The following is a 12480-nucleotide window of genomic DNA, read 5'->3' as shown; positions in this document are numbered from 1 at the left end:
GGGAGAGACAACGCTCACATCACGTTGTCCCTCCCCACATCTTATATTTTTAGGAACTGCTCTTATCGTTAGTATAAAAACCTGAGCCTTTGAAGACTACTCCTACTGTTCCATATTTTTTCCGTAGCTGTTCAGCCTTGCATTGAGGGCAGGTCGTGAGTGGTTTGTCTGTGAACGATTGGTGTTCTTCAAAAAGGTATTCGCAGTTTTTGCACTGGTATTGATAAACCGGCATGGGGTTCTCCTCAAAATAGTCTATGTGTCGTGGAATATTCTACTGCACGGATAATTTGTGAAGACCATTTTCGGTGAGGGCATGGAACAACTTTGCGTCCCATGGCTCTGCTGGGACAGAGGGGAGTATCTCCCAAGAATAGGTTGTTCCGTAGTTCTTTTCTGGTGTGGGGTCCTGTTCTAGGAGCCTGTCATAGTATCCTCCACCTTGTCCGAGGCGACGCCCGTCTGCTCCTATAGCTAGCGCAGGTATAAGTCGTAGCTGTGCATCATAGAAAGCCTGTGATGTTTGATATGGAGGAGATGGCTCTGATATTCCTAAAGCATTGGTGCGTAGGGTGCTTTGAGGTGTCCACGGAGCCCATAGGAGAGCTTTCTGTGGTGTTGTTATCGGGACAATAATAGTGTGCCCGCGGTTATTTAGGGTTTTTAAACCTTGAATGATAGGTGGTTCTGTGGGCAAAGGTAAAAAAGCTGCAATGATTGAGTTTTGTGGTAAGGCCAAACTTTCAACGAGTTTGTTGAGATGATGATCTAATTTTTTTTGAGCTTCGTGACGTGTCGAAAAATTTCGGCGTTGTTCCCTGAGTTTTGAGCGTAGTTCTGCTTTGTGTGCAGCTAAGTGGTGTTGTTGAAAAGGCATATTCATAATGTGAAGAAAGAACAAATGATAGAAAATATCTATCCCATCATAAAGATATTCTTGTCCTCATTGTTAGGTTCATGTGATGAAATAGTTTTAACGTTTTGTCGCCATTTTTTCTCTCGTCATTTTCTGCAAGAGACGACGGTCTTAGAGTATTGTTGTATTTATGACTGACCCGAAAAAAACTATCACAAAGGCAGTAATACCTGCAGCCGGTCTAGGCACTCGCTTCCTTCCCGCAACTAAAGCAACTCCTAAGGAGATGCTTCCTGTAGTAGATCGCCCTGCAATTCAATATGTTGTTGAAGAGGCTGTTAAAGCTGGGCTTAACGATGTTTTGATGATTACAGGACGTAACAAGCGAGCGTTAGAGGACCATTTTGACCGTGTTCCGACCCTTGAAATTCAGCTCGCTGAGCAAGGCAAGGATAGCTTGCTGAAAACTGTTCTTGATTCTAATGACCTTGGAGAATTGCACTATGTTCGCCAAGGCGATCCGAAAGGCCTAGGGCATGCAGTGTTGCGTGCTAAAGTCCACGTCGGAGACGAACCTTTTGCAGTTCTTCTGGGTGATGACCTCATCGACGAAAAAGAAGATTTACTATCTGAAATGGTTCGAGTGCAGCAGAAGACTGGGGGATCTGTTGTTGCACTAATGGAAGTTCCACGTGAACAGATTTCTGCATATGGTGCTGCCGCTATTGAGCAGGTAGAAGGCGAAGATTTCTTCAAGGTTTCTGAACTTGTTGAGAAACCTTCTGCCGAAGACGCACCCTCAAACTATGCTGTCATTGGTCGGTATGTTCTAAGCCCTAAGGTGTTTGAAGTTCTTGAGAATACTGCACCTGGTCGTGGCAACGAAATTCAGCTTACCGATGCTTTGCAGACTCTCGCTGCAGATGAATCTGAAGGCGTCTACGGTGTTGTCTTCAAAGGACGTCGTTTCGATACTGGCGATAAGCTCAGCTATCTTAAAGCGAATGTTATTCTTGCTTCCGAACGTGAAGACCTCGGTGCAGATCTTCTCGGCTGGCTCAAAGACTTCGTCAAAAATAAATAAAAATACATTTTAGTGCTGTTGGGGAACGTGTATTACACGTTCCCCAGCGGTTATATAACGTATTCTTAGTATCTACGTAAAAAGTTTTAGAACCATTTATCTCGTCGGTGTAACACGTGATAGCTGGTCTGTTGAGGTGGACTATGGAGCTTAGTGGTTTGGGCGCAACCAGCGCCTTAGTCATTCTTGCAGTACTGCTTATTTTTGCGGTGCCTCGTATGCTGAACAGAAAAGCTCTGACAACGATGATTTCTGCAGAACGCTATGCTCACGATGTATGCCTTGATGCAACCTCACAGCCGTCTCCAACATTAACTTCTGCACCTCGGACCCCAACTGAAAGTGCATCAACCTACACTTTGCGTTATGGGCGCATTATCATTTTTGTGATGGCTGTAGCTTTCTTCCTCTTTTCTCTAGGAGAAGCCCTTCTCGCCCTCCTGGGAAGTGGATCGTGGCTCATCGGAGGAATCTCCTTCTTCTGTTCTTTGAGCTGTATCTCAACGTTGAGATTCTTCGCCATACGAGACGCTCAAAAACGTAGAAAACAACGTACACAATCTTCGGCAGTTAGCTCTCCTGTTATTTTGGAGAAGAGAAAACCTGCTGTTTCTCCTGCGGCAAAGTGCAGTTCTTCTACACCGGCAGCAACAGCTGCTTCACCGTCACCACGACGGGTAAAGCCTGTCTCTCGTCAAGGCCAAAAACCTAGCGTGTACGCTGCGAAATCTTTACGTTATCTACGCACTCAAGACACCTCGAAACGTCCTCAGCTTGAGGGCACTGCACACGGTATTTTGGTTGATAAAGAAAAACTAGACCCACCTTTTGAACCAGCGGTTTCTTCGTGGGAGCCAACACCAACACCCATTCCTACGTACTTGCAAGTTCCTGTTGTCCAACGGGAACAGCCACAACCGTTCAAGAAACCTTCATATCCTAAAAGCCAGACACAGTCCTTGGCACGAGCTCAGCAACTGCGCGGAGCTACAGAGACCTTAGACGAGATTCTTAAACGGCGTAGAGCCTAATATTTTGAACCAACACCCGCTATGATTTTGATAGTGGGTGTTGTCCGTTATAGACAAGAAAATAACGGTGCTATTCCTTACTTTTAACTTCCCCTGACTCAGGAGTCTATGATCCGATGGCAACTCATCATTTAGAAGTAGAACGTAAATATGAGCTGGCTGACCCCCAAGCAGATATTGCTCCTATCGATTGGAATGTTCTGGAAAATCTTGAGGTCTCTGAAAGTATCACCGAGCACCTCGAAGCAACATATTTTGACACTCAAGACGCTGACTTAGGTCGTAATATGGTCGCTTTACGTCGCCGTCTTGGCGGATACGACCAGGGATGGCATATTAAATTTGACGACCGTGCTGGAGCCCGCCACGAAATAGGGTTCTCACTACTGGCAGACCACCAGCGTATGCCTGCCGCTGTCAATAAGTTTGTGCGTGCCGTGACATTGGGTGATGACTTATACGAGACAGTCTCTCTTGCGACAGAACGTGAACGTACAGTATTGGTGGACGCTGAGGGAACTAAAGTTGCCGAAATCTGCAAAGACAAAGTCCGTGCACTAGATTTTTCGACGGATATTGAACGTTCTTGGACAGAATGGGAAGTTGAACTACTTGATTCGGGGCTTGTCAGCCCCGCAGATATTTTTACTGCTTGTGAAGTTATCTTCACCAATCTAGGTATCACTCTTTCAAAATCTACTGCAAAGATTGCTCGTGCACTGGGTAAAGATGAATGTTTTGAAGCGAGACGTCAAGGTCTAGAAGGTTGTGCCTCTACAAAGAACACGACAGCCTCTTCTGCAGCGAAGAAGAAGTCTAAGAAGAAAACGTCTCGGCCGAAGAGTTCTCAGAAATTTTTACGTCAGATTCTTCACTCTTTAACCTCAGACTTGATGATTTGGGAAATGAAACTGCGTTCTGATGCACCTGATGCAGTGCACGGTATGAGAAAGAGTGCTCGCCAAGTTGAGGCGATTTTGCGCTATGCAGTGTTGCCCTATATCAGTGATGATACGTCTTGCCAAAAAGTTCAAGACGATATTCGTTATCTGAAGCATCTGATGGGAGGTCTTGCCTCTGCGCGGGATATTGAGATTTTGACAACCTTTATGTGGTCTGTTGACACTCGCCCGGGGCTTATTAGTGAGACCGCACGTCGGGAGCTTGACGAATACCTGAGCTCCGATAGCGAGGTTGCGTCAAAGGCTTTAATTCGTGTTCTTGACTCTCCAGAGTATCTTCAGCTGAGAAAAGATTTAGTGTACTTGATGAATAATCTCAAAGCTCTTGTGCAGCTTCCTGAAGATTCTGACGAATATACTCGTAAAGTTGCTCAGCACTTGCGGAAAGCTCTTCGTGCATATGTCGGTAAAGAGTATCGTCATATATGGAAGCCTTCAGTAGATGAGGTGGTTTCTGCTGAGCAGAGCGATACGTTACTTTTCAAGATTCGACGTGCTGGTCAAGGAGCAAAGTACTGTTTGGATGCTTTTGAATCTGCTGGGATGCCACTCAATACTTCTGAGCAGAAATTATGGCGCATGTGTGATGGCTTCTATGATTCTTTGTCGATTCTTTCTGATGAAAAAGTCATTGCAACGTGGCTAGAGGTTGCTTTGCGTCGTGCGACTCGTCGTCAGAATGATCGTCTTGCTATCGGGTATTTATTAGGTGGCTGTGATGCTCGTATTGTTCAGCTTCGTGCAAAGGAACTTTCTCGTATTCCTGAGTTGATGTTGGAGCTGAAGAAACTGAAATTTAAGAAGAAGTCCTGATTTTTCTTCCTCCTATCGGGAGGGGGGGGAGGTTCTTCACCCTGTGAGCCGTTGAAAAACTACCTGATGCGTATATTTTCTGGTGTTGTTTTCAACGGCTCATTTTGCATGTTAAGACAGTTAAAAAAGAAGTGCCTAGTCAAGTATTTCTACTTGACTAGGCACTTGCATCACACACAGGAAGAAAAGTCTTCGAAACCATATTGTTGATTGCTTCCCACAAGCTCTCAACTATTTGGTAATAAAAATATAACCTAATTGAATAGTGCTTGGCTAGTCTTTTGAAGAAAAAATTTATATTACCTAAAAAAGAACAAAGGCTACCCTAAGTTTTGAGGGTAAAAATGCGCTCAAAGGGCAAGAAACTAGTGAGCTACTGAGAAAATCCTCATAGTCATATGATGTTCGAACGCGGTACCCTCAAAACCGGATAAACTAATAGCCGTGATTGAATGGATACAAAGCCTACAATGGCACTGGGCGCTCCTCTTCTTCTGGATTGTGGGGATTATTCGAACGAGCCTAGTTTTCATGCTTGGCTGGATTACCTCCGCCGGTAGTGCTAAGTTGGCACGTATCCGGCACCTGATGCAAACCCCAATGTACCTTCGTGCGCAACACTTCATCAACCGTTGGGGAGTACTTGCCGTTCCCTTATGCTTCTTAACTCTTGGTTTTCAAACTGCCGTCATTCTCACCACGGGCTTTACTCGCATGAGCTTGAAACGATGGATTCCTGCCATGCTCGTAGGAACTTTAATGTGGGCTTGTATCTATTCCACCGTTGGTATGGCTGTCATCTGGGCTTGGATTCAACAACCAACTGTTCTTATCACAGCAATCATTCTTTTGATAGCTCTCTCACTGTTCATCTATCTTGGTAAGCGTACTCTTCATAACCGCTCAAGACATGCTAATTTGTAAGCTATGACAGCCCACACTAGCGAGAACCACACAGAAACTGGTTCATACGCTCATGAACAGCAACTCGAACTGCTCGCTCACCTCAAAGACCAAGAACACCCTCTAGAGCTCAAAGACGAAGGGCAAGAGCTTCGTATCGGGTACGTACCAGGAATTATGCCTGGCAAGTGGTTTTCTCGATGGCAAGAACGATACGGAAAACTCTGCCCTCTCAAAGAACTTGCGCTAAAGGAAGACGCTACACGGGAAAGCCTAGAAGGTGAGCCTCCATTGGCTCATATGGTGTTGACGCGCGTAGCAGCTCACCAAAACCCCTTCGAAAAAGACCAATTCCATGCCATCACACTCTACTGCGAAAAAAACGTGGTAGTTCTTCCCACTGACCATGTTTTGACCCTGTTGGAAGAAATCCCCATTGCAGAACTTGCAGAAGAAACTCTCCTACAACAGGCACACACCGTCCCTGAATGGGAAGAAATCTCTGAACCTTATCGGCCGCAGACAGAACAAAAACTACCATTGATGAGAAACACCTCCGATGCGATTGAACTCGTTGCAGCAGGGCTTGGACTTCTCATCGTCCCCATGAGTATTGCGCGTCTGCACCATCGTAAAGACCTCACCTACCGTGTGATTCCAGATATCAAAGAAACACCTGTACAACTAGTCTGGAAACGCTACAACCGCGAAGACCACGAAGAACAAATTATCCAAGACTTTGTGGGAATTACACGAGGACGAAAAGAAAACTCTGCTCGCAGTAGCCAAAGCGTGGCTGCTCAAGCAGAACAAAAACGACGTGAAAAAGCCCGTGAAAAACACAAAAAACGTGTAGCAAATGCTAAAAGAGAACAACAAGACCGTAAAAAACGACGCCAACGACGCAGACCATAACCAACCTGATACGTCGTGAGAATATGAAAATCACTCGTTGTTTCGCGGCACTGATTAGAAGATGGGGTTGAACAGAAAACTTTCTGCTCAACCCCATCATGATTCTTGTGACAACCTAAAACAAAGAACGACACTACTCTTGAGGAGATACCTCGCCCACTGCTGAATCCTGTGCAGGGGAGGTGCTATGTACCACTGAATGCTGAGGCAGAGGAATCTGCGCACCATATTCGTCAAGAGCCTTCTTCAACTCAAGACGCAAAATACGTCCAACACGCCACTGCTCACCCGGAGCTGTCTTCATCGAAAAACGCAAGGTCAAAGCTTCACCGCTGAGAGATTCCACACCCAAAAATTGAAGACTGCCAAGAACACTCTCCGATACCTCGTCCGAAGATAATGCCGTTTGCACCCGAGACACTAGGAACGTACTGAGTTCCTCAACATCAGCAGTATAAGGAACGGGGACATCAATATTTGTCTGAGCCCATCCCTGAGAAGAATTCCCGACGCGAAGAATCTCACCATTACGAACATGCCATAGCACTCCGCTGGTATCACGAACTGACGTAACTCGTAAACCTACAGACTCCACGGTGCCAGAGGCCTCACCTAAATCAACCCAATCACCAATCCCGAGCTGATCTTCAGCGACGATAAAAATACCTGACAAATAATCCTTCACCAAAGACTGTGCCCCAAAGGATAATGCCACACCGACCACACCGGCAGAGGCAAGCACTGGCGCAATATTAAAACCTAGTTCAGCAATAATCATCACGAGCGCAACAGCACAAATCACAATAGAAGACACCGAACGCAGTACCGAACCAACTGTTTGAGCACGCTGGCGTTGACGTGAACGAGCAATAGAATCGTCCTCTTCCCAACGTAATGTGGGAAGAGCGACCTTTGCACTCTTCTCATGCTCAGTGCGGATAACCCGTACTCGTGTACCTCGGGCAAGAGAACGAGTCAGCTGACGAATCAACAACTCCAAAACACTACGGACTACAACTGCAAAAAGAATAATCAACAAAATCCGTAAAGGATGACTCAACCAAAACTCTACAGAACCGATAGAATCCCACCACACTAAAGAAAACAGCCATATAAACATCACTGCACCACTCCTCTCGTCATCTACAACAAAATCATCTCTTCTCTACCCTAACTGAGGAAGAAACCAAGAAAAAATGTCTTGTCACACAACCAACCAGATAGGATAGAAACTATGCCTATCGTCATGGAAACTCGACCAGCAGCATACGCTGTCATCATTGAACAAGGAAAAATTCTGCTCACCAGATTCCTCCCAGAAAACGCGCCCGAACGTGCCGCGTGGACACTGCCAGGCGGTGGAATGGAACCAGCAGAACAACCCGAACACACCGTACGTCGAGAAGTCCTTGAAGAAACCGGATACCTCATCGAAACCGATACAATACTAGGCGTCCATGCACTCCACCTTCCCCTCGAAAAACACCAGAAAATGCCTTTTTGTGCATTGAGAACGGTCTACCGTGCACACATTATCTCAGGAGAGCTAACACACGAAACCAACGGCAGCAGCGACCAAGCTCGTTGGATACCCATCGAAGAACTCGATAACATTCCCAAACTCTCCCTCCTCGAAGACGTCGCCCGTATGATGGGATACCGTAATATCACAGATTGGGTACAACAGCACCAAACCAAAACCCAACTTTCTGACGAAAGGAGCACCGCACATGAAAGCTAAAGCCCCGTGGCTAGCCACACTCGCCACCTGCGCTATCGCCTTAAGCGGGTGTTCAACCCCTACAAAAATTACGGCAGACCCCTCCGCACCAACCTACGGAAAAATCCGTATCTCTACTGGAATCTCAGAAGAAACCGCACTCATCGCCACCATATATTCTCAAGCACTACAAGAAGCTGGGTACACAACTGAACTTGTAGACACCGGTACTGACAGAGCCGGATACCTCAAAGCGATGGAACAAGAACAGACCCCAGAACCAACACCAGAAAACAACGAAGACATCCCCTATAACGACCCCAGCACCGTAGACATCACACCGGACTACTCAGGAAACTTACTCCTCTACCTCACTAACGACGGAAAATTTAGCCCCGCCTATATCCAGCAAGAACGCCAAAAAATATCAGAAGAAAACCCCAACGCCATGTACACCTACGGTTGGGGCGAAAATGATCAAGCTGCCGGAGAAGAATCTGTACCCACCGCACAAGAATACGACCCGAACCTTGACCAACTCACACCACAAAACAACGAGACACCATCCCAAAGCACCCCAACACCAACACCTACCCCCACAGGACTCAACGCTAAAGGGCTAAGCGATAACGAAATCATCAACGCCATCAAACAAGTGTTACCATTCGGGCTGAGCACCCTCAAACCTGCCTCAGCTCAAAACCGTGACGCCCTCGTCATCACCAAAGCAACCGCCGCAAAATACCAACTCAAATCCCTAGCTGACATCGCTCAACACTGCAAAGAGCTCACCCTCGGAGCACCAGAAAGCTTTAAACACCGCTCCTACGGTCTGCAGGCGCTAGAACGCTACTACCACTGCGTTCCTAAAAACTTCCGACCCATCAACAGCCAAGAAAAACTCTCAGAAGAACTCGCATCAGATAACGTCCATATTGCAGACATATTCTCCGCCTCAGCAACAATTGAAGACAACGCCTACACCGTTTTAGAAGACCCTGCTGGTATCTTTATCTCACAACAGATAGTTCCTATTGTTAGAGCAGAAGAACTACCTCAAAGCGCACGAGAAGCAATTGATTCAGTGTCATCTCGACTTAGCTCCACAGATCTCACAGAATTCAACCGACTCACTTCCGGACAAGGCGCAATCAGCAACGAAGACGTTGCAAAATTCTGGTTAAAAACATCAAGAGAGTAATCTAAGCAACATGAAAACTTATCAACAATCTCAAAAACTCAATAACGTCCTATACGACATCCGCGGCCCCCTCCTCGAAGAAGCAACAGCCATGGAAGCTGAAGGACACCGAATCCTCAAACTCAACATCGGCAACCCCGCACCCTTCGGATTCGAAGCACCCGACGCCATCATGCGTGACATTATTCAACACCTACCCGTCACCCAAGGATACTCCGACTCACGAGGCCTCTACTCAGCACGAACCGCCATCGTCCAGTACTACCAAAACGAAGGAATCCTCAACCTAGACCCCGACGACGTCTACCTCGGCAATGGCGTCTCCGAACTCATCCCCATGACGCTACAAGCACTTTGTAATGATGGAGACGAAATTCTTATTCCTTCGCCGGACTACCCACTATGGACAGCATCCACTGCGCTCGCAGGAGGAACCCCTCGACATTACCTTTGCGATGAACAAAATGGTTGGGAACCAGATATTGAAGATATCCGCTCAAAAATTACAGAAAAAACTCGCGGTATCGTCGTCATCAACCCGAATAACCCCACCGGTGCCGTGTACTCCGAAAATGTTCTATCCCAAATTGTTGATATTGCCCGCGAGTACGGTCTTGTTATTTTTGCTGATGAAATTTACGAGAAAATTATCTACGATGACGCAAAAATGGTGCACATGGCGTCCCTCACCAAAGACGATGTTCTCTGCCTGACATTCTCCGGCTTATCAAAAGCCTATCGCGTAGCGGGGTATCGTTCTGGGTGGGTTGCGATTACCGGACCCAAATGGGCTGCAGAAAGCTACCTTGAAGGTATTAAACTTCTGGCTTCAATGCGTCTATGCGCTAACGTGCCTGCACAGCACGCTGTACAAACAGCATTAGGCGGGTACCAATCTATTAATGATTTGATACTTCCAGGTGGCAGACTCAAAGAACAACGTGACCTCTCATACCGTCTGCTCAACGACATGGATGGGGTGAGCTGTCAACCTGCTCAAGGCGCTCTCTATCTATTCCCCAAACTAGATATCGAGAAATTCAATATTTCTAATGACGAAAAATTTGCTCTTGACCTGCTTAAAGAGTCAAAGATTCTTATTAGTCAGGGAACAGCTTTTAACTGGTCTAAACCAGATCATTTCCGTTTAGTGTTCTTACCTGATACGCAAACACTAGCAACAGCGTTGGAGAAACTCGGAAACTTCTTAGCAGATTACCGACAGTAGAAAATACTAGGTAAGAGAACTATCAGGTGGTGGGGTGCAGAACGCTAGGTTCTGTACCCCACCACCTGATGTTTATATCCCAAAGTGCGTTGATTTATGATTCGGAAGAACTCTGTTCTAAGCGTTCTTGTCGTGCAGCGTTAAGGCGTTGATGTGCTCCGTCTAACCATGCTTCACAACGGTTTGCAAGCTCTTCTCCTCGCTCCCATAGCGCAATGATTTCTTCAAGGCTAGAAGTTCCAGATTCCATCGCCGTCACGACGTTCATTAATTCTGAACGAGCTTGCTCATACGAAAGGTCTTCTACCGGGACGTTGGAAATAGATGATGTAAATGTAATGTTTTCTGAAGATTTAGGGGTCATGATGTTCTCCTTCGAGAGAGTCAAAATATGGGAGTTTTATCGGCTAATTATTTTTTTGAGTTAGCGTCACCGAGAATTTGTGATTGGACAGAACCTTGTGCAAAGCGAAGGGTGACGATATCTGCCTCGTGTAGGTCTTGTGCGTTCGTCACAAGTTTCCCCGAAGAGTTTTGAACCAAAGCGTATCCACGTTCAAGCGTCTGCTGTGGAGATAACGCTTGAACACGTGAACGCAATTGTGAAAGAACCTCACGCGAACGTAATAACAGCGAGTGAGTTGTTGTAAAACTCCGATTACGTAGGTGCTGTAGTTCCTCCTCATAACGTAGAAGAGTGGTTTGGGGAGATACTAAGACGGGGCGTGAACGCACCTGCGCCAGATGATATTTTTCTGTCTCAATCTTTTGGTACGCCATCCGCATTAACGACGCTTGAAGCTGCGTAATATAGAGACGTTCTTGAGTCATATCAGGAACAATACGTTTCGCGGCATCCGTCGGTGTAGATGCACGAAGGTCCGCGACTTCATCAAGAATAGGGTTATCCGCTTCATGCCCGATAGCGGAGACAACTGGTGTTTGTGCCCGATAGACGGCTCGAATCAGAGCTTCTTCAGAAAACGGTAAGAGGTCTTCCATCGCGCCACCACCACGAGCAATGACGATCACATCCACATCTTCTAAAGCATCAAGTTCTTCAAGTGCTTGTGTGACTTGGTGTAGTGCTTGTGCTCCTTGTACCGCGACTTCTCGTATCTCGAATTGTACTGCCGGCCACCGTAAACGAGCATTACGTATCACGTCTTTGCAAGCGTCAGAGTCTCGTCCCGTAATGAGACCAACACGTTGAGGCAGAAAAGGTAGGGGCTTTTTGTGCGCAGGGTCGAAAAGACCCTCGTCCGCCAAAGACTTTCGCAGATTTTCTAACTGCTCAAGAAGCGTTCCTCTGCCCACTGTGCGAATATCACTAGCGCGCATGGACAGGCGCCCTGTCTTCTCCCAGAAGCTAGGCTCTAAACGAACGACTACTCGCTGTCCGTGCTTGAGCGGTGAAGATAACCCTGTAAGTACTGAAGAATACAACAATACTGGAATAGATTTTTCCTGTTCCACATCGCGTAACGTCAAATAGGTGACTCGACCGCGGGGATTCAGCTCGATGATTTGTCCTTCAACCCATGTTGCTGGGCACCGATGAATATAACCGGCAAGTTTTTGGGAATAATGATGTACCGGCCAAGGGTTATACTCATCAGTTTGAGCGCCGTATTCTGGAAGTGGGCGGTTCTTCGTACGTTCCTCAGCAGCCGGAATCAGCTGCGGAGTTAAAGAAATATCCATATAGGTAGTCTCCCACGAGTTGAGAGTCTTCTTCTAGTCCACCAAATATTTTCTTGCTCAACG

The 12480-nt window shown here is 46.6% G+C and carries 13 protein-coding genes; 8 read left to right on the top strand and 5 right to left on the bottom strand.

Annotation, left to right across the window (positions count from 1 at the left end):
- Positions 1 to 49: 49 nt before the first annotated feature.
- Positions 50 to 235 (bottom strand): FmdB family zinc ribbon protein, encoded by a 186-nt coding sequence (locus tag ACN08Z_RS01570; protein WP_419102881.1) that lies wholly within the window; start codon positions 233 to 235, stop codon positions 50 to 52.
- 39 nt (positions 236 to 274) lie between these two features.
- Positions 275 to 877 (bottom strand): 5-formyltetrahydrofolate cyclo-ligase, encoded by a 603-nt coding sequence (locus tag ACN08Z_RS01565; RefSeq protein ID WP_419102880.1) that lies wholly within the window; start codon positions 875 to 877, stop codon positions 275 to 277.
- A gap of 169 nt (positions 878 to 1046) precedes the next feature.
- Here ACN08Z_RS01565 and galU point away from each other — a divergent pair, with 169 nt between their 5' ends.
- From galU to ACN08Z_RS01540, 5 genes are all read left to right on the top strand, one after another.
- A complete protein-coding gene (galU, locus tag ACN08Z_RS01560) occupies positions 1047 to 1940 on the top strand; it encodes a UTP--glucose-1-phosphate uridylyltransferase GalU (protein ID WP_419102879.1) in 894 nt (297 codons plus the stop codon).
- Between the two features lie 143 nt (positions 1941 to 2083).
- Complete coding sequence (locus ACN08Z_RS01555) at positions 2084 to 2971, top strand: hypothetical protein (RefSeq protein ID WP_419102878.1); 888 nt, start codon at positions 2084 to 2086, stop codon at positions 2969 to 2971.
- Between the two features lie 116 nt (positions 2972 to 3087).
- The gene (locus tag ACN08Z_RS01550; RefSeq protein ID WP_419102877.1) at positions 3088 to 4746 is read left to right on the top strand and encodes a CYTH domain-containing protein; all 1659 of its coding nucleotides are present in this window, start codon (positions 3088 to 3090) and stop codon (positions 4744 to 4746) included.
- A 444-nt stretch (positions 4747 to 5190) separates the two neighbouring features.
- On the top strand, positions 5191 to 5670 hold the full coding sequence (locus ACN08Z_RS01545) for a DedA family protein (RefSeq protein ID WP_419102876.1): 480 nt from the start codon (positions 5191 to 5193) through the stop codon (positions 5668 to 5670).
- 3 nt (positions 5671 to 5673) lie between these two features.
- The gene (locus ACN08Z_RS01540) at positions 5674 to 6564 is read left to right on the top strand and encodes a LysR family transcriptional regulator substrate-binding protein (RefSeq protein WP_419102875.1); all 891 of its coding nucleotides are present in this window, start codon (positions 5674 to 5676) and stop codon (positions 6562 to 6564) included.
- Positions 6565 to 6697: 133 nt separating this feature from the next.
- Here the strand turns inward: ACN08Z_RS01540 and ACN08Z_RS01535 are convergent, their stop codons facing one another.
- Entirely contained in the window at positions 6698 to 7684 is a 987-nt protein-coding gene (locus tag ACN08Z_RS01535) for a mechanosensitive ion channel family protein (RefSeq protein ID WP_419102874.1), read from the bottom strand.
- Positions 7685 to 7798: 114 nt separating this feature from the next.
- Between ACN08Z_RS01535 and ACN08Z_RS01530 the strand changes: the two genes are divergently transcribed.
- From ACN08Z_RS01530 to ACN08Z_RS01520, 3 genes are read left to right on the top strand one after another with little or no spacing between them, the layout of a single operon-like run.
- On the top strand, positions 7799 to 8305 hold the full coding sequence (locus tag ACN08Z_RS01530) for an NUDIX hydrolase (RefSeq protein ID WP_419102873.1): 507 nt from the start codon (positions 7799 to 7801) through the stop codon (positions 8303 to 8305).
- Complete coding sequence (locus ACN08Z_RS01525; protein WP_419102872.1) at positions 8295 to 9485, top strand: glycine betaine ABC transporter substrate-binding protein; 1191 nt, start codon at positions 8295 to 8297, stop codon at positions 9483 to 9485. The genes ACN08Z_RS01530 and ACN08Z_RS01525 overlap by 11 nt, the downstream gene beginning before the upstream one ends.
- A 10-nt stretch (positions 9486 to 9495) precedes the next feature.
- Entirely contained in the window at positions 9496 to 10713 is a 1218-nt protein-coding gene (locus ACN08Z_RS01520) for a pyridoxal phosphate-dependent aminotransferase (RefSeq protein ID WP_419102871.1), read from the top strand.
- Positions 10714 to 10807: 94 nt separating this feature from the next.
- On the opposite strand, the gene ACN08Z_RS01515 is transcribed toward ACN08Z_RS01520, so the two are convergent.
- Together ACN08Z_RS01515 and xseA are read right to left on the bottom strand one after the other, a co-directional pair.
- Positions 10808 to 11077 carry an exodeoxyribonuclease VII small subunit gene (locus ACN08Z_RS01515; protein WP_419102870.1) on the bottom strand — a complete coding sequence of 90 codons (270 nt, stop codon included), beginning with the start codon at positions 11075 to 11077 and terminating at the stop codon, positions 10808 to 10810.
- A 47-nt stretch (positions 11078 to 11124) separates the two neighbouring features.
- The gene (gene xseA, locus ACN08Z_RS01510; RefSeq protein ID WP_419102869.1) at positions 11125 to 12417 is read right to left on the bottom strand and encodes an exodeoxyribonuclease VII large subunit; all 1293 of its coding nucleotides are present in this window, start codon (positions 12415 to 12417) and stop codon (positions 11125 to 11127) included.
- Between the last annotated feature and the right edge of the window lie 63 nt (positions 12418 to 12480).

Source organism: Rothia sp. P7181 (assembly GCF_048513015.1).
Taxonomy (GTDB): domain Bacteria; phylum Actinomycetota; class Actinomycetes; order Actinomycetales; family Micrococcaceae; genus Rothia.
Note: the sequence above shows the minus strand (reverse complement) of the source record. Positions and strands in the feature narration are given on the sequence as shown.